Below are 16,315 nucleotides of genomic sequence, written 5' to 3' on the forward strand. Positions count from 1 at the left end.
GGGTCCGGGCAGATCAGCTGTCGCGCATGGCGATCAGGCCGGGGAGAACACCGAGATACGCTGTGCCGTCGGGGCCGATCGCGATTCCGGCGTAGTTGTTGTTGAAGCCAGGGCCGGTTCCGGCCAGTTGCTTCCAGACCGTCGCCCCCGTGCGGAAGTCCAGGGCCGTCAGGTACCAAGGGTCGTTGACCTCGACGCCCTTGGTGTAGGTGTAGATCAGGCCGGTGGCCAGGGACAGCTTGGGCACCACCGTGGGGGCGGACTCGGTGGTATCGGCCCAAACCTGGTGGCAGCCATTGCCGTCGGGGTCGATGTCGATGCGGGCGAAACCGGGGGTGGTGGTCTTGCCGAGCAGGGCGGCCTCGGGGCCCGAGTAGCCGTAGTTGTTCTCGACGATCAACGCGTTGCCCGCGCTGATCAGTGAATTCTCGGTGTCGCTCGCGCCCGCGCCGAAGACCGGGACCGCGCACACCTGCCGTTGGGTCGCCTCGGGCGCGGTGCGGTAGACGACGACGTTCATCGGATCGGCGTTGTCGGTGATGGCGACATAGCCGCCGGACAGAATGGTCGGCGTGGTGCCGGTGCCGTCGTCGACCTGGCCCGGCTTGCGCAGTCCGCTGTTGGCGTAGGTGACCCGCCAGGTGACGGCGGGCTCGCCGCCGGGGCCGGCGTCGAAGCGCAGCAGTTCCCGGTTGGTCGCGATGTACACGTCGCCGTCATTACCGACGGCGAAGGAGTTCTCGATCTCACCCTCGGCGCCCTCGCCGAGGCGGATCACCTGTGCCGCACCGGTATTCAAATCCAGCGTGCCGACCACGCCATCGGTGCGGGTGACGAACCACAGCAGCCCCTTGCTGTCGGGCAGCGCCGAGTTGAAGGTCTCGCCGGGGCGCAGGACACCGCTGAGGTCGTAGTCGTGCACAAGGGTGAAGCCGTCGCCGCCGTTCTCGGCGAAGATGCGGACGTGGCCGTCACGTGAGGCGATCACCGCGCGATCCTGGTTGTCCAGATAGAAGTACGCGCCGCCGGTGAAATTGCCGAATGCGCCGGGCTTCAGGAAAGCGCCCGGATCGCCGGGTAACGCGGTGCGGCCCAGCACGTTCAGGGTGACCGGGTCGAGGAGATACAGCGCCGGGGACGGGCCGATGCAGGTGGTGACGATGCGTCCGGCGCGGTCGAAGGTCAGCGACCCGCACTCCCCGCCGATCACGGCCGACACCGTCCGGATATCGTGGCCCAGCGGTCCGGGCACGGTGCTGGTATTGCTCATCCAGCCGTCGTCGTGGATGCCGGACTTGCCGTTGGGCGCGAGGTAGGGATGCTGGGGGACCGACGGCACATCGGTAACCGGCTGCGCGACAGCGGGATTGCCGATGAACGTGGGCGGCGCGCCGGGAACGGCGGGGATCGGGAGGGCCGCGGCCGCACCGGCCACCGCGACGAGCAGTCCGGCCGTGGCGCCCGTGACAGCCCCGCCTCGGAGGCTATTTCGCACCGATACCGTCCCGCAGGAAGTCGGAGAGCTGCTCGCCGAAGGGTTTCGCGGTCTGGGTGTTGTAGTCGTTCCAGCCGTCCTGCTGCGCCTGCAGCAGGTAGGCGGGTAGTGGCTCGTGGAGTTCGCCGACCGCCTCGTCGTGCAGTCGGCTCATGGTGTCGCGCAGGGTTCCTCCGATGGCCGCGACATTGTCCAGCTCCAGCCGACCGTCGTCGGTCGAGTAGTCGTAGAGCTCGTACTCCTCCTGCTGTCCCGCGTCGATCTGCGCCGAGCCCTGCACCCAGTGCGAGTAGCGGACGAACTTGGCCTCGGCGGTGCGCACCGCGATGACATGACCGGGCGCGTCGTCGTTGAACCGCACCGCGGCCTCCTCGATGGAGTGCTCGTCGGTGGTGTGCAGCACCCACGGCCGGCCCGGCGCGCGCGGATCCCGGGCGACCGCGGCGAGGTCGTGCCGACCGGCCAGGTGGGCGTAGCGGCCGTCGCCGCGCCACCCGTCGCCGCCGGTGCCGATGGTCAGCAGCAATGCGGCCAGGTCGATGCTGGAGGTCAGCTGATCGCGCGTGCCGGGGGCCGGGGTGAGCTGTCCGCGCGGATCGTGAATGAACAGCGGCACCCGGATGGCCTCGTCGTAGGCGGCGCCGCCCTTGCCGTGCAGGCCGTGCGATCCGGCGTAGTCGCCGTGGTCGGAGGTGAACACCACCACGGTGTTGGCAGCGACCTCGGGCTGGGACGCCAATTCGTCGAGCACGCGCCCGATCTGGAGGTCGACCTGCTGCTGGAACCACAGGTAGAGGTTGCGCAGGTCGATCCACTCCTGGTCGGCGCCGGGCGTGCCGTAGGGTGCCAGCCCGAAGGTCACCGCCGACACCTCCACCAGTGCCTTCTGCAGCCGCGGTTTGCGCGAGAGCTGATCGAGGGTCTCGAAGTTGCCCGGCAGGTCGTTGATCCAGCGCGGAATGTCGTTGTACGCCAGGGTGCGTCGCGTCCAGCGCGGCCACCACTGGATGTCGTGCGGATTGACCAGCGACACGGTCGTGCACCAAGGCCCCTGTGCCGCAGCGTTGTTGAACCAGTCGACGAACTGATCGACGATGCGCCCGTCCATCTGCAAGCCCTGTTCGGGCGCGCCGTTGGGGGAGGGATAGGTGCCGCCGTCGAAGCCGTAGCGGTCCAGGCCGCCCGGGGTGGTGTCGGCGTAGTGGCCCAGATGCCATTTGCCCCACCAGGTGGTGAGATACCCCTGGTCGCGCAGCATCGAGCCCCAGGTCGGGAAGCCCGCCGCGAGCTCGGACTGCGAGGTGGACAGGCAGCCGGTCTGATGGGAGTACAGGCCCGTCACCAGCGCGCCGCGCGAGGGCGTGCAGTCGTTGGCGGCGGTGTAGTGCTGCTGGAACGAGACCGACTTCTCCCGCAGCGCGGCGATATTCGGCAGGATCGTGTCCAGCACCGGCTGTTCGGGGAACCACATCGGAAAGCGCATCTCGTCGACGATGACGACGAGGATGTTCGGTTTGTCGGGGTGGTTGTCCATGCGTCGCGGCGTGGCGGCCGCGGGCCCGGCGGCCGCGACCGCGGCGGCCGTGGCGCCCGCGGCCGCTCCGGTGCCGAAAAAGCCTCGTCTGCTGATCATTTCGCGGATCCTTCGATGGTCGGGGTGGCGGCCATGAAGTCGGCCACCACCGCGGCGAGCTGCGGGCCGCGGTCCTCCTGCAGGAAGTGACCGCCGCCGACGATGGTGGTGTGGGGCTGTCCCGCGGCACCGGGCACCTTCTCCTGGAAGACGCGCTGGCCGCCGGCGGTGATGGGGTCGCCGTCGGAGAAGGCCGTGAGCACCGGTTTGCCGAAGTGCGCCAAGCGTTCCCAAGCCCGCCGGTTGGCCGGGCCCGCCGGATCGTCGGGGCGGGTCGGGACCAGCAGCGGGAAGGCGCGGGCGCCCGCCTTGAAGGTCTCGTCGGGGAACGGAGCGTCGTAGGCGGCGACCGCTTCCGGTGAGAGCGGGGTCCGGCAGCCGCCGGCGACGATCGAGCCGACCGGGAAGGTCGGGGTCTCCTGTGAGAACCGCTGCCAGGCGGCGAAGGCGTCGGTCAGTTTCGCGTCGCCGGTGGGCAGCCCGGTATTGGCGGCCACCACTCGCGCGAATCGTTCGGGATGCTCGGCGACCAGGCGCAGCCCGATCAGCCCACCCCAGTCCTGGCAGACCAGCGTGATGCCGTACAGGTCGAGATCGTCGAACAGCGCCTCCCGCAGCCACTCGACGTGGCGGGCATAGCTGTAGTCCGCGCGCTCGGCGGGCTTGTCACTGCGGCCGAATCCGATGAGATCCGGTGCGATGCAGCGCTTCCCTGCGGCGACCAGCACCGGGATCATGGTGCGGTACAGGAAGCTCCAGGACGGTTCGCCGTGCAGCAGCAGGACGATCTCCCCATCGCGGGGACCCTCGTCGAGATAGTGCATCCGCAGCCGGGTATCGCTCCCGTCCCCGGCCGCGACCTCGAGGTAGTAGGGCTCGAAGGGGAAGTCCGGCAGGTCGGCGAACCGCTCCTCCGGTGTCCGCAATGCGTGCATGGTCCGACCCTAAAGGTATTTGCATGATGCGTGCAACATTTCTGGCGGCTGTGTAGGGTTGCTCGCGATGGACGGACGTACCGCGAGGGCGGCAAAGAACCGTCAGGCGGTGCTCGACGCCGCGCTGGCGCTGATCGACGAAGGCAACCTGCAGCCGACCGCGCAGGCGGTGGCCGAGCGCGCCGGCGTCGCGACCCGCTCGGTGTATCACCACTTCCGGGACCTGGAGACGCTGTATCTCGATGCCGCCCAGACCCAGATCGCCCGGCACTGGGTGGTGCTGCTGGAACCGGTCACCGGTGAACTCGGCGAGCGGATCGATGCGCTGGTCACCGTGCGGTCCCAGCTGTTCGACAACGTCACCGGCACCCGTCGCGCCGCACTGCTGCGCGAACACGAATCCGCGGTGCTCTCGGAACGATTGAACGAGAGCCGCGCCGCTCTGCGCGCCCACCTGCGCACCCATCTGCCCGAGTTGGACGCGCTCGAACCCGCCGCCCGCGAGGCCGCCTACGCCATGTGCTCGTGGGAGACCTGGGAAGTATTGCGCCGCCATCAATCCCTGTCACCCGCGGAGGCCCGCGCCGCTGTCACCGCGGTACTCACTCGCATGCTCACCGACCGAGCGCGCGGATAGGCTGGTTTTCGAGAGTTCCGCCGAAGTCGTTGGCTCCCAACCGATGAATTTCCGCGTCGGCCGAGGTCTATATCTCCGGGAGGTAGTGACATGACGCGTGTCCTGGATGCGACGGAACTGCGAGAGCTATGCCTGGAGGCCGGTGCCGACGATGTGGGGTTCGCGGCCCTCGACACCCAGGGCCTCGAGGGTGAGGTCGAGTATGTGCGCGAGGCGCTGCCGAGTACGAGGTCGCTGATCGCGGTGTGTGTACGGCTGTCGCGGGAGAATTTCACCAGCCGGGCGGCCAGCCTGGTCAATACCGAGATCGACACCGCGATCCCGGTACTCGACCGGATCGGGCACAAGATCAGTATCGCGTTGCAGGACCGTGGTTTTCGAACGCTGTACCCGTCGGTGACGTTTCCGGTGGAGGCGCATCGGCTCCCGAGCCGCGGCTGGACGGTGTCGCACAAGCCGGTGGCGGTCGCGGCGGGCCTGGGGCACATGGGGATCCACCGGTGCGTGATCCATCCCAAGTTCGGCAGCTTCATCGGGCTGGGCACGGTGCTGACCGAGGCCGAGATCGCGCCGTATTCCCAACCGCTGGACTGGAATCCGTGCCTGGGCTGCTACCTGTGCGTGGCGGCGTGCCCGGTGGGGGCGATCCACAATGACGGCAGCTTCGATTTCAACAGCTGCTACACCCACACCTACAACCAGTTCGTCAACAACTTCGCCGACTGGGCCGAGACCATGGCCGACAGCCGCGACGCCGCCGATTACACCGAGCGGATGAGCCCGCGCGAGACGACCATGCAGTCGCGGCGGCAGTATCGCTCCGGGTATTGCGTCGCGGTGTGCCCGGCGGGTGAGGACGTCATCGGACCGTACCTGGCCGACCGCAAGGAGCACCTGCAGCTGGTGCTGCGCCCCTTGCAGCGCAAACCGGAGAACATCTACGTGAGTCCCGGGTCGAACGCGGAAACCCATGTGCGCAAACGGTACAAGGCCAAGACCGTGCGCTACGTCGATACCGGGATCATGCCGCCCGACGGCATCGACGCGGCCCCGGAGGCGAAATGAACGACGCCGAGCGGCTGTGGAGTCCCCTGCACGTACCGGTCCGGCGCGGGACCCGCGACCACGAACATCCGACCGTCGCGGCGGCACGGGCCCGGGCGGAGCACGAAACCCCCGGTGAGCCTGCCGAACTCGACGCCGAATGGCTGCGGGAGCTGTGCTCGAGCGCCGGGCTCGACGACGTCGGATTCGTGGCACTGTCCACCCCGGGTCTGGAGGCTGAACGGGATTACGTGCTCGAGGCGCTCCCCGGTACCCGGTCGCTCATCGGATTCTGCCTGCGCACCAGCCGCGACAACCTGCAGAGCCGATCCACCAGCGCCGCCAATCGCGATGTGGCCACCACCCAGGAGCTGGCGCACGAGGCGGCCCGGCGCATCTGCCTGGAATTGCAGCGGCGCGGTGTGCGCGCACTGTATCCGGCGAGCGGATTCCCCGCCGAGATCCACCGGTATCCGAATCGCAGCTGGGTGGTCTCGCACAAACTCGTGGCGGTGGCCGCGGGCCTGGGGCAGATGGGGTTGCACCGCAATGTCATCCACCCGAAGTTCGGAACCTTCATCGTGCTGGGCACGATCCTGCTCGACCGGCCGATCTCCCGGTATTCGCAGCCCACCGCCTCGAACCCGTGCATCGACTGCGGGCTGTGCGTGACCACCTGTCCGGTCGGCGCGATCCACGCCGACGGCGGGTTCGACTTCGACGCGTGCTTCACCCACAACAACCACCACGAGCTGTCGAACTTCGCGGGCTGGGTCGAGGAGGTCGTCGACAGTGCCGACGCGGCCGACTACCGCCGCCGGGTCACCCCCGGCGAGACCCTGTCGGTGTGGCAGAGCCTGTCGTTCCAGCCGCAGTTCCGGGCGGGGTACTGCGTGGCCGTGTGCCCGGCGGGGGAGGACGTGCTGGGCCGGTACGTCGCCGATCCCGAGGCGCACGCCCGCGACATCGTGCGACCGCTGACCCGGAAGCCGGAATACGTCTACGTCGACGCTGATTCCGCGGCCGAGGACCATGTGCGAACACGGTTCCCGCACAAGACGATCCGCCATCCGCGTCGCGTGGAGGTGCCCGCCCCCGAGATCGATCCGGTGCCCGAACACCATGACTAGCTACGACTTCCGCCGCGACCTGCCGATTTTCGAGATCTACTCGGGCGCGAACGGCGCACGCCTCGAGATCCATCCGTGGTTCTTCGTCGACGGACGGCAGTATCTGGGGATCACCCGGATCCTGCCGCCGGGCACCGGCAAGGGACCCGCGCACGTGCACCCGGGCATCACGCAGCATTCGTTCCTGCTCAGCGGCCGGGCAGCCCGCTACAGGCGCGGAATACGTTCCGGCACATTGCCCCTCGGCGATGAGCTGATCATTCCGCCGGGCGCGCCCCACGTCGATCCCTACAACGACTCCGATGAGCCGATCGTGCTCCGCACCCTCTATTCACCCGGCCCGGTGTGGATGCTGTCGTTCGGCAAGACCCTCGGCCACGCCATCCGCGACGGAAACACCAACTCCCAGCAGGAACTTCGCCTGCTCCACCTGCTGATGATGCTGGGCACCCCGGGGTCGGTGACCTTCGCCGCCGGTCTTCCGCTCGCGGCGCAACGCCGCGTCCTGCTGCCCCTGGCGATGCGCCTCGCCCGCCGCCGCGGCTACGCCCCGGCACCGGGTCTGCGTGCCCATATCTTCGAAGCGGGGTGAGATCTTCGGCCCGATTTCCAGGCGTATCGTTCTTCGGGTACATGACCGTGTACTGCGTGTGATCGATCGACAGCGAGTGAACCTTCTGAGAAAGGAACAGTCGTGAGCGATACCTTGCAGATCGGTGACGAACTCGGGCTGGGTCAGTCCCTTCAGAACGGCACGTACACGCTGACCTTGCAGAACGACGGCAATCTGGTGTTGAACGAACCGGGCGACGAGGTGTGGGCCTCGGGCACCCACGGTCAGGATGTGCAGCGGGCCGTCATGCAGGACGACGGCAATTTCGTGCTCTACAAATCCGACGGCTCGGCCGCCTGGTCGACCGAAACCAACGGCAAGGGCGGCACTCGGCTGACCTTGCTGCCGGACCGCAATCTGGTGCTGTACGCGGGCGACAAGGCCGTCTGGTCGACGCGCACCGCCACCGATATCCCGACCTCGGCGGCCGAAGCCGCCGCGTCGGCGCCGGGTGCGTCGCGACCGCACACCTACACCGTCGGACCCGGCGACACCCTCGAACTGATCGCGGAACACGAACTCGGCAGCCGTGATCGATTCATGGAGATCGTGCGGGCCAATGGGCTCGACAATCCGGACATGATCAATGTCGGGCAGGTTCTGAACATCCCCTGAAGGCACAACGGCCGGGTTCGATCTGCCTCACACGGGGCCGGACGCGCTATTTCTTGCGGGTCTGACGCAGCGCCAGCTGCATTCGCGCGAGGTGGATCGGGCTCGGGGGTGCCCAACCCGGTTGGAACGCCTGGCCGAGACCGTCGCGATCGGCCCAGCGCTCGATCGCCCGGCCGTCTCGCACAGCGATTCGGCGCTGTCCTGGTCCGAAATGATCACACTGTTCACCGATGCCGCCGCGCTGGACGGCGACCAGACCGTACGCCCATGACCGATCGCCGCTGCCGGAACCGGATACGATCACTCGGCAAACAGCCTGTACCAGCGAAGACGAGGCACTGATGACCGGCGTGGGGCCGACGATGCAATCAGCGGCCGGGACTCGACTCAATCGGCGCGGCCGCGAGACCCGGCAGCGGTTGCTCGATGTTGCCATCAACTGTCTCGCAGCGGGATTCGGGGAGCCGCTGTCGGCCAACCGGGTGGCCCGCGAGGCCGGGGTCAGCTGGGGGACGTTGAAGCATCAGTTCGGTGACCTCGATGGGTTGTGGGCGGCGGTGCTGATCGAGGTGACCGACCGCAGCGGCGCCAACAATCCCGAGATCTGGCCCAGCTTCAGCGGATCGATCCGCGAGCGGCTGCGGGAGATGATCGAGGCCATCTGGACCATCCTCGATACCCCGGAGGGTCGTGCGGTCGAGACGCTGCGCTCGGGCCTGCCCAACGATCGCAACGAAAGGCTCGCGGCGTTTCCGCGGACCGCGGCCGCCATGGCCGGGTACGAGGACGCCTGGTTCCGGGCCTTCGAGTATTCGCTGGCGGACCTGTCCCTCGACGCGGACAAGGTGGGCCGGATCCGGTTCCTGATCCCGATGGCCATGCGCGGCATCAATAGTGAGCGCCGGCTGCTCTCGGCCGCCGATCTGGGCAGTGCGCGTGCGGCTTTGGTCGATGCGATGGCGTCCTACCTGGGATGACGCCCATTCTTTAAGAACCCTTGTTGACAATTGCGGAGCGGGAGTCCATGGTTACCCGCAGCTTTCGCAGTTCCCTCAGGAGTGATCAATGTCTCCCACTCAGGACGAACCCGGGATGCGGTTGCAGCGGAGCAGCCGCGACACCGCCACTCTGATTCCGCGCCTCACCGAGTGGCTCGCCACGCAGCTACCGCCCGCCGCCGACCCTCGCCTGACCCTGCTCTCCGGTATCGACAGCAACGGCATGTCGGCCGAAACCCTCGTGCTCACCATGGCCTGGACCGAGAACGGCCCGCAGCGGACCGACCTGATCGGCCGAATGGTCCCGGCCGCGGGCGATTTCCCGATTCTCGAGACCTACGACCTGCAAGCCCAGTTCGACACCATGCGCATCGTGGCCGAACAGAGCCGGGTGCCGGTCCCGCGGGTGCGATTCATCGAACCGACCGGGGAGGTGCTGGGCACGCCGTTCCTGCTGATGGACCGCGTCGAGGGCCTGGTGCCGCCCGACGTCATGCCCTACACCTTCGGTGACAACTGGCTCTTCGACGCCGACGCCGAACAGCGGCTTCGATTGCAGCACAGCACCATCCAGGCCCTCGCCGAGCTGCACGCCATTCCGGGCGCCGCCACCACCTTCGCCTTCCTCGACCCGCGACAGCCGGGGTCGAGCCCGCTGGAACGAACCCTGAACCGGGCGCGCAGCTGGTACGAATTCGCGGCTCGCGACAGCGGGCGATCGCCGCTCGCGGAGCGAATCCTGGCCTGGCTCACCGCGAATCTGCCCGACACCTCCGGCGGCGAGACCGTCCTGTCCTGGGGTGACGCCCGCATCGGCAACTGCATGTATCGCGACTTCACGCCCGCCGCGGTGCTCGACTGGGAGCTGGCCACCATCGGTCCCCGCGAACTCGACCTGGCCTGGGTCATCTTCGCGCACCGTGTCTTCCAGACCATCGCCGACACCTTCGGGCTGCCCGGCATGCCCGAGTTCCTCGACGAGAAGGACGTGAAGGCGGCCTATCGCGAGTATTCGGGCGTCGAGATCGGCGACCTCACCTGGTACACGCTGTTCGCCGCGCTCAACTACTGCGTCGTGTTCATGCGCGCGGGCGGCCGCCAGGTCCACTTCGGTGAGATGGAGCGGCCGGAGAGCATCGAGGTGCTCTTCCACCACAAGGCGCTCGTCGAGCTATTGCTGACCGAGATCGGCGCCTGACTTCCGGCGTCGCCGCGCATCATTTCGAAACTAATTGGGGAGCAATACTTCTCGTGATCGACCAACTGAACGAACTGGCCTACTACTGCATCACCCGCCATCCCGCCGACGCCCGGGTGCTGTTCCCGGAGGCGCGCACGGCCGAGGAGATCGGCCTCGGCTCGTGCATGATCGGCGAGCGCATGACCGTCAAGGACTCCGCGGTGCTCTCGGGCGGGCTCGCCGGATGCACCACCGAGCTGGGCATCGCGGCGGCCGCCACCAATCACCACACCCGGCACCCGATGGTCACCGCGACGATCGGCTCCACCATGCAGGCCATCAGCGAGGGCCGCTATGCCATGGCGTTCGGACGCGGCGTCACCGCGAACTGGAACGCCATCGGCCTGCCCGCGGTCACCGAGGCGCGACTGCGGGATTTCGTCGGGATCCTGCGGCGGCTGTGGGCGGGGGAGACGATCCTGAATCACGATGGGCCTGCGGGCAAATGGCCCGTCCTGTATCACCAGAACGGGCTCGAGGACTGCCCGCCGATCGGCTTCGTCGCGGTCGGTCCCAAGACCATGGAACTCGCCGGCGAGATCGGCGACTTCGTCGTCCTGCACACCTTCTTCTCCGACGAAGCCACCGCGAATTCCATTGCGGCGGTGCGCCGTGGCGCGGAACGGGCAGGCAAGGACCCCGACAGCGTGCGCATCTGGTCGTGCCTGGCCACCGCCAGTGACGCGCTCACCCCCGAGGACCAGCTCCGCCGGCGCGCGGGCCGGCTGGTGACCTACCTGCAGGCCTACGCCGACATCCTGATCGCCGCCAACGGCTGGGATCCGCAGGTGTGGGAGCGCATCCGCGCCACCCAGCTGTACCAGGACGCGGCGGCGGCCGGACCCATCGACGCCTCCGCCTCCGTCGAGGTGCTCGAGCAGCTGGATGCGATGCTCCCCGACGAATGGCTCGCCTCGGCCGCCTACGGCACGCCCGAGCAGTGCGTGCAGAAGATCTCGCGCGAGTACGACCTCGGCTGCCACTCGGTGATCATGCACGGCGCGAGCCCGCACGAACTGGCCTCGGTAGTGTCCGCCTACCGCGCCGCACGACCCACCCTGCGGCGGGCCGTGGCGGCGAATCCGGGCAAGTTCCTCGACTGACCGGCGGTCGTCACACCGGGTCGGCGAGGACGAGGAACTCGCCGTAGAAGGCCATCAGACCGGCGGCGGAGGCGATGGCTGCCAGCAGCCAGAAGCGAATGGAGACAGTGGTTTCGGGCCAGCTGCTCAATTCGAAATGGTGGTGCAGCGGGGCCATTTTGAACAGGCGGCGGCTGGTGCTGCGGAACACGACGATCTGCAACAGGACCGACAGGATCTCGGCGCAGAACAGCGCACCGACGACGACCATCAGCAGTTCGGTGCGGGTGGTGATCGACAGGCCCGCCAGCAGGCCGCCGAGCGCCAGCGAACCGGTGTCGCCCATGAAGATCTTCGCCGGTGCGGCGTTCCACCACAGGAATCCGACGCACGCGCCGCCCGCCGCCGCGCAGACGAGCGCCAGGTCCAGCGGGTCGCGCACCGCGTAGCAGCCCGCGCCCGGCCGGGTGGTGCAGGCATTGGTGTACTGCCAGAAGGTGATCAGCACGTAGGCGCCCAGCGTCAGGCCCATCGACCCGGCGGCCAATCCGTCCAGGCCGTCGGTGATATTGACCGCGTTCGACCACGCCACCACCAGGAAGCACACGGCCAGCAGGAACAGGATCGGGGTGAGCGACAGCCAGGTGTCGCGCACGATCGATACGTGCCTGCTGGCCGGGGTCAGGCCCGTGCTGTTGGGGAAACGCAGCGCCAGCACACCGAAGATGATCGCGGCGCCGAACTGGCCGATGTACTTGCCCTTGGCGGTCAGCCCGAGATTGCGGCGCCTGGACAGCTTGATGAAGTCGTCGAGAAACCCGACGATCCCGAGGGCGGTCGCCAAGCCCAGCACCAGCAGGCCCGATGCCGACATCCCGGGCGAGTTCGAGCCCAGGCCGATCAGATGTGATCCGAGATACCCGGCCCACATGCCGATCACGATCGCGATCCCGCCCATGGTCGGCGTGCCGCGCTTGGCCTGGTGACTCTGCGGCCCCTCCGCCCGGATCTCCTGTCCCAGCTTCACCCGTGTGAAAACCCGAACGAGTATCGGCGTCAACGCAATCGAGACCGCCAACGCGATCGAGGCCGCAAACAGGATGTCTCTCATCCGCCCCCCTGGGAACCACTTGCGCGGCGGGATCCGCCGACCTGACACACTTACCGAATCGCAAGAATGTTAGCCACCGAACCGGACGGCGGCCTCCGCAAAACCTTTTGGCCGATCACCGCGATGCCTGCTACCGTGCGGAGGCCGTGCAACAAACCGAGGAGGTGGTATCCGTGAACGCAGTATCGACATGGGTGCTCCCCTCCGGGGTCACGGTCGGGCGGTAGGTCGTCCGGGAGCGCCGTTCAGAGCACTCCCGAAAGGCACGACCGTGCAATTCACTTCCGAAAAACGCCTCGACGACGACACTCTCGAGCGCGAATTCACTCTCGGCGAGATCTCCGGCATCCTGTGGACGCCCGGATCCGCTGCCACACCGACCCCGCTGATCCTGCTCGGGCAACCCGGCGGGCTCGGGCTGCGCAAGATGTACCCCCGATTGGCGGCCCGGGCCAAGGCCGCGGCGGCGGAAGGCATCGCCACGGCCACCATCGAACTGCCGGAGACCGGTGACCGGCCTGTTTCGGCGGCCAGCAAGCAGGCCCGGACCGACCTGCGCGCGGCATTGCAGGCCGGGGAGCCGGTGACCGATGACATCATCGATCGGCTCACCCTGCCGCTGGTCGACCAGTCGGTCCCGGAATGGCAGGCCACCCTGGATGCCCTGCTGGAACTGCCCGAGATCGGCGGACCGGTCGGGTTCGCGGGCGGGGTGATCGCCATCGGCGTCCGCCTGGCGGTGGTCGAGCCGCGCATCGTCGCGGCCGGTCTCTTCGCCGGAAGTTACGTCCCCCGCTCCACTTTCGAGGAGGCCCGCCGGGTCACCATCCCGCTGCACGTCCTGCTGCAGTGGGACGACGAAGGCAACGACCGGCAGATGGCCCTGGATCTCTTCGACGCCTTCGCCTCCAAGGAGAAGACACTGCTGGCCAACATGGGCGGCCACACCGGCGTCCCGCAACACGCGGGCGAGGACGGAAACCGGTTCTTCGCCCGGCATCTGAAGTGATCCCGGGCCGTCCGGTCGCGGGCGAACGGTAGGAGCCGGCCCGCGGACTCACAGCCGCCCTGATCATGGCGGTACCGGCCATCGCCGGTGCCGACCGGTCAGGGCGGCGCGGCTCCGCGCCGGGAGAGCTGGCACCGACCGCGCGAACCCGCTATTCGAGGGCGCGTTCGGACGCGACCAGCTCGTCGATGCACACCACGATCGCCAGCGCCAGCGGCACATTCGGGTGATAGATCTCCACCCCGTAGGTGTCGCGGATCCGGAACCACTTGCGCGAGGTCTCCGCGACCACTCCCTGCGGTCCCTCCAAGGCGTAGTTCTTCTCGATCAGGTCGCCGCGGGCGATCCACTACTCCCCATCGGCCAGCGAGATCCGGAAACTGTGCCGGACCGGACTGAACAGCTTCTTCCGGATCGTCGCGGCATGCGCGCCACCGGATTTCACCACCATGGTGTCGCGCAACGCCAGCACCTTCTTGTGCGCGTGGGCGTACACCTCGCCCTGCGGTCCCTTCAACTCGAATCCCCGCCGAAACGAGAACACCTTGCCGTCAACCAGAAACGCCCGATTCCCACCCTCATCGGTCACCCAATAGTCGTTCCCGAGACTGAGCACCCGATGCCGCATCACATATCGCACGAGGCCAGTCTGCCGAACGCCGACCGTCGCCGCTCGAGACGAGCCTGAGAATCTCACGACGATTGCGCCACGGAGGACTTATCCATCCGGGGTGCGGCTGCGAACACCTTGTAACGCCCCGGGCCCGTGTCGGCCGGGGTGACGGCTCGGTCGGATGAGGTGCTCGGCAATGGAATTCGAAGGCGTGCTGGCCGCTTCCCGGACTCACCTCGATGTCGTTCGGCTCGCGGAGACGTTGAAGCGGGTCCATCGGCTGCCGGTGGCGGGTGTCGAGGCCGCGGGGTGGGATCCGTTCGCCGGGCTGGCGCGGGGAATCGTCGCGGCGGACCTGCTCGACGGGGAGGATCGACGGTGGGTGACCGGGTACCTGTCCGAATTGCGAGGGCGTTGGAAGGGGCTGCCCAGCGGCGCGGCCGCATCCGTCATCCACGGCACGACGTGGATCGATCGGGTGATCACCGGCGACGACGACTGCGCGAGCGCATTGACGTTGGGAGCGAGCGCGATCGGGCCGCCGGAGTGGGACCTGGTGCCTATCGCCATGGCGTACTGGTCATTTGGATGGATCGGCACGGCCCCGTACGGGGCGTTCTGCCGGACCTACGGCCAGGACGTGGCGCGGTGCGGCCGCTACTACCTGCTCCGGGACATCCAGGAGTTGGCGATGACCATCGCGGCCCTGCGGTCCGCGAACGGCGATCCGCGGCAGCGCAGCCAAGCCGAACGCCGACTCGCGTCGATACGCGGCGACATCGGGCCACGACCGTGGCCGGGCTGGCTGCCTATCCCGATTGTCTGACGATGTACTTCATTTCGACCTGAGGGGCGGCGGCCATCACGCCGCCCGCCTCGATCCATTCGCCGTTGACGCGGGCGGCGTCGCGGGCCGGGTTGTAGATGTCCTCCTCGCCGGCGAACAGGCCGTCACCGGCGTAGACCAACCGCGTCGTATTGGGCAACCAGAATTCCACGCCGGGCTCGGTCGGATGGTCGAGCAGGTTCTTGATGCCGACCACGACGGCGTCGTTGTCCTCGTCGTAGGCGATCCACTCGTGCGGGAAACGCATGTGCGGGAACGAAGGTGCCGGCTGTAGTGGTGCAGTGCGTCTTCCAGCTCGGCTCGGCTGAATTTGCCCATGGTGCATCTCTTTTCGCTCGTACGCGCCGCATCGACACGTACGAGCGAATTGATCACTATCGCTTGAAGCCGTCAATGGCCGTCTTACAGAACGGGACCGGTTACTGCTTCAGGAGCGTCGCGACCTGGAGGTGCGGCCAGTCGATCTGCTTGGCGGGATCGGGATTCGGACCCGCCGGGAAGCGCAGGATCGACTGCTGGCTGTACTGGAGTTGCAGTGCCTCGGACTCGTCCGAGCCCTGCAGCGTCTCCAACCAGAAGGTGGAGTGCAGGGTGGTCGCGTCGGCATTGGCGGAGACGAACCCGATATTGCGGATATCGCCGTCGCCGGTGCGCACGTCGAGGGTGGTGGTGTTCACCACCGTCTGCTCCTTGAGGACGGCGGTGAGCAGAACCGTCGGATCCTGCAGGGCCGCGTCGGGAATCCCGGCCGGGAGCACGGTGCCCGTGGGCGGGAAATAGCCACCGCCGAAGGTGAATCCGGTCGGGACCGAGCTGAGCGGTGAAATGGTCGGCGCCCCGGGGATATCCGGCACCTCGGGGCCTTGCGCCAGGAAGGCGTCACCGTGCGGGACAGTGGCCATCCGCACCAGTGCGGGACCGGCCGCGGGTTCGGTGGTGGCCGGGACATACAGCCACATCCCGGTCTCCACGTGCACCGCCTCGTTGGTGGCGGCGTCACTGATGTGCTGCAGATAGTGCACGCCACGGAAGACGATGTCGTCCTGTGCGCTCCCGCGGTTGGGTATCGGCGCGCCGATCGCGGTGAACGTCAACGTCTCCCTGGTGGCGGTGAGCTTCAGATGGAACGGATCGCCGTTGCGCGCCGGCAATTCCACCAGACTGAAGCCCGAACCCATCCAGGTTCCGGGCAGATTCCGCAATGGGCCCAGGTCCGCGATGGATATTGCCGTCGGCGCCGCAGCGCGAAAGAGCTCGGTCATCTTTTCCCCCGATGTCGAAGTATCCTCCCGACATCAAGGTTTTACCGGCTT

At 67.7% G+C, this 16,315-nt stretch carries 18 protein-coding genes and 1 pseudogene; 11 read left to right on the plus strand and 8 right to left on the minus strand.

Annotated features, from left to right (window positions below):
• Positions 1-13: 13 nt before the first annotated feature.
• The 3 genes from GPX89_RS36765 to GPX89_RS36775 are packed head-to-tail and all read right to left on the minus strand — an operon-like array spanning position 14 to position 4,063.
• Positions 14-1,495 carry a hypothetical protein gene (locus tag GPX89_RS36765; protein WP_198347768.1) on the minus strand — a complete coding sequence of 494 codons (1,482 nt, stop codon included), beginning with the start codon at positions 1,493-1,495 and terminating at the stop codon, positions 14-16.
• A complete protein-coding gene (locus tag GPX89_RS36770) occupies positions 1,485-3,128 on the minus strand; it encodes a sulfatase-like hydrolase/transferase (protein WP_157392334.1) in 1,644 nt (547 codons plus the stop codon). Before GPX89_RS36770 ends, GPX89_RS36765 begins: the two co-directional genes overlap by 11 nt.
• On the minus strand, positions 3,125-4,063 hold the full coding sequence (locus GPX89_RS36775) for a haloalkane dehalogenase (RefSeq protein WP_157392335.1): 939 nt from the start codon (positions 4,061-4,063) through the stop codon (positions 3,125-3,127). The genes GPX89_RS36770 and GPX89_RS36775 overlap by 4 nt, the downstream gene beginning before the upstream one ends.
• A 67-nt stretch (positions 4,064-4,130) precedes the next feature.
• Here GPX89_RS36775 and GPX89_RS36780 point away from each other — a divergent pair, with 67 nt between their 5' ends.
• The 9 genes from GPX89_RS36780 to GPX89_RS36820 all read left to right on the plus strand — a co-directional run bounded on the left by GPX89_RS36780 (position 4,131) and on the right by GPX89_RS36820 (position 11,443).
• Positions 4,131-4,700, plus strand: a complete 570-nt coding sequence (locus GPX89_RS36780) for a TetR/AcrR family transcriptional regulator (RefSeq protein ID WP_157392336.1) — start codon at positions 4,131-4,133, stop codon at positions 4,698-4,700.
• 90 nt (positions 4,701-4,790) lie between these two features.
• Positions 4,791-5,765 carry a 4Fe-4S binding protein gene (locus tag GPX89_RS36785; protein WP_157392337.1) on the plus strand — a complete coding sequence of 325 codons (975 nt, stop codon included), beginning with the start codon at positions 4,791-4,793 and terminating at the stop codon, positions 5,763-5,765.
• On the plus strand, positions 5,762-6,874 hold the full coding sequence (locus GPX89_RS36790; RefSeq protein WP_157392338.1) for a 4Fe-4S binding protein: 1,113 nt from the start codon (positions 5,762-5,764) through the stop codon (positions 6,872-6,874). The genes GPX89_RS36785 and GPX89_RS36790 overlap by 4 nt, the downstream gene beginning before the upstream one ends.
• A complete protein-coding gene (locus GPX89_RS36795) occupies positions 6,867-7,466 on the plus strand; it encodes a cupin domain-containing protein (RefSeq protein ID WP_198347769.1) in 600 nt (199 codons plus the stop codon). Before GPX89_RS36790 ends, GPX89_RS36795 begins: the two co-directional genes overlap by 8 nt.
• A gap of 102 nt (positions 7,467-7,568) precedes the next feature.
• On the plus strand, positions 7,569-8,102 hold the full coding sequence (locus GPX89_RS36800; RefSeq protein WP_328602721.1) for a LysM peptidoglycan-binding domain-containing protein: 534 nt from the start codon (positions 7,569-7,571) through the stop codon (positions 8,100-8,102).
• 121 nt (positions 8,103-8,223) lie between these two features.
• Positions 8,224-8,373 carry a hypothetical protein gene (locus GPX89_RS36805; RefSeq protein WP_157392340.1) on the plus strand — a complete coding sequence of 50 codons (150 nt, stop codon included), beginning with the start codon at positions 8,224-8,226 and terminating at the stop codon, positions 8,371-8,373.
• Between the two features lie 70 nt (positions 8,374-8,443).
• Positions 8,444-9,079 (plus strand): TetR/AcrR family transcriptional regulator, encoded by a 636-nt coding sequence (locus GPX89_RS36810; protein WP_157392341.1) that lies wholly within the window; start codon positions 8,444-8,446, stop codon positions 9,077-9,079.
• A gap of 88 nt (positions 9,080-9,167) precedes the next feature.
• Positions 9,168-10,298: a phosphotransferase family protein gene (locus GPX89_RS36815; RefSeq protein WP_235948926.1), complete on the plus strand. Its 1,131-nt coding sequence runs from the start codon at positions 9,168-9,170 to the stop codon at positions 10,296-10,298.
• 56 nt (positions 10,299-10,354) lie between these two features.
• Positions 10,355-11,443 carry a TIGR03857 family LLM class F420-dependent oxidoreductase gene (locus GPX89_RS36820; RefSeq protein WP_328602735.1) on the plus strand — a complete coding sequence of 363 codons (1,089 nt, stop codon included), beginning with the start codon at positions 10,355-10,357 and terminating at the stop codon, positions 11,441-11,443.
• A 10-nt stretch (positions 11,444-11,453) separates the two neighbouring features.
• On the opposite strand, the gene mraY is transcribed toward GPX89_RS36820, so the two are convergent.
• The gene (gene mraY / locus GPX89_RS36825; protein WP_157392342.1) at positions 11,454-12,533 is read right to left on the minus strand and encodes a phospho-N-acetylmuramoyl-pentapeptide-transferase; all 1,080 of its coding nucleotides are present in this window, start codon (positions 12,531-12,533) and stop codon (positions 11,454-11,456) included.
• A gap of 271 nt (positions 12,534-12,804) precedes the next feature.
• Here mraY and GPX89_RS36830 point away from each other — a divergent pair, with 271 nt between their 5' ends.
• The gene (locus tag GPX89_RS36830) at positions 12,805-13,542 is read left to right on the plus strand and encodes an alpha/beta hydrolase (protein ID WP_328602722.1); all 738 of its coding nucleotides are present in this window, start codon (positions 12,805-12,807) and stop codon (positions 13,540-13,542) included.
• 151 nt (positions 13,543-13,693) lie between these two features.
• Here GPX89_RS36830 and GPX89_RS36835 read toward each other — a convergent pair whose 3' ends face one another.
• Together GPX89_RS36835 and GPX89_RS36840 are read right to left on the minus strand one after the other, a co-directional pair.
• Positions 13,694-13,852, minus strand: coding sequence for an LURP-one-related/scramblase family protein (locus tag GPX89_RS36835; protein ID WP_157392343.1), 159 nt, complete (start codon positions 13,850-13,852; stop codon positions 13,694-13,696).
• Between the two features lie 39 nt (positions 13,853-13,891).
• Positions 13,892-14,182 (minus strand): LURP-one-related/scramblase family protein, encoded by a 291-nt coding sequence (locus tag GPX89_RS36840; RefSeq protein WP_157392344.1) that lies wholly within the window; start codon positions 14,180-14,182, stop codon positions 13,892-13,894.
• Between the two features lie 169 nt (positions 14,183-14,351).
• Between GPX89_RS36840 and GPX89_RS36845 the strand changes: the two genes are divergently transcribed.
• Entirely contained in the window at positions 14,352-14,981 is a 630-nt protein-coding gene (locus GPX89_RS36845; RefSeq protein ID WP_157392345.1) for a phosphotransferase, read from the plus strand.
• On the opposite strand, the pseudogene GPX89_RS36850 reads toward GPX89_RS36845, so the two are convergent.
• Both GPX89_RS36850 and GPX89_RS36855 read right to left on the minus strand, forming a co-directional pair.
• Positions 14,965-15,258, minus strand: a pseudogene (locus GPX89_RS36850) (hypothetical protein); the annotation flags it as partial. The gene GPX89_RS36845 and the pseudogene GPX89_RS36850 overlap by 17 nt on opposite strands.
• A 163-nt stretch (positions 15,259-15,421) precedes the next feature.
• Positions 15,422-16,264, minus strand: a complete 843-nt coding sequence (locus GPX89_RS36855; protein WP_157392346.1) for a heme-binding protein — start codon at positions 16,262-16,264, stop codon at positions 15,422-15,424.
• Positions 16,265-16,315: the final 51 nt, after the last annotated feature.

It is taken from the genome of Nocardia terrae (assembly GCF_009760405.1).
Classification (GTDB): Bacteria; Actinomycetota; Actinomycetes; order Mycobacteriales; family Mycobacteriaceae; genus Nocardia; species Nocardia terrae.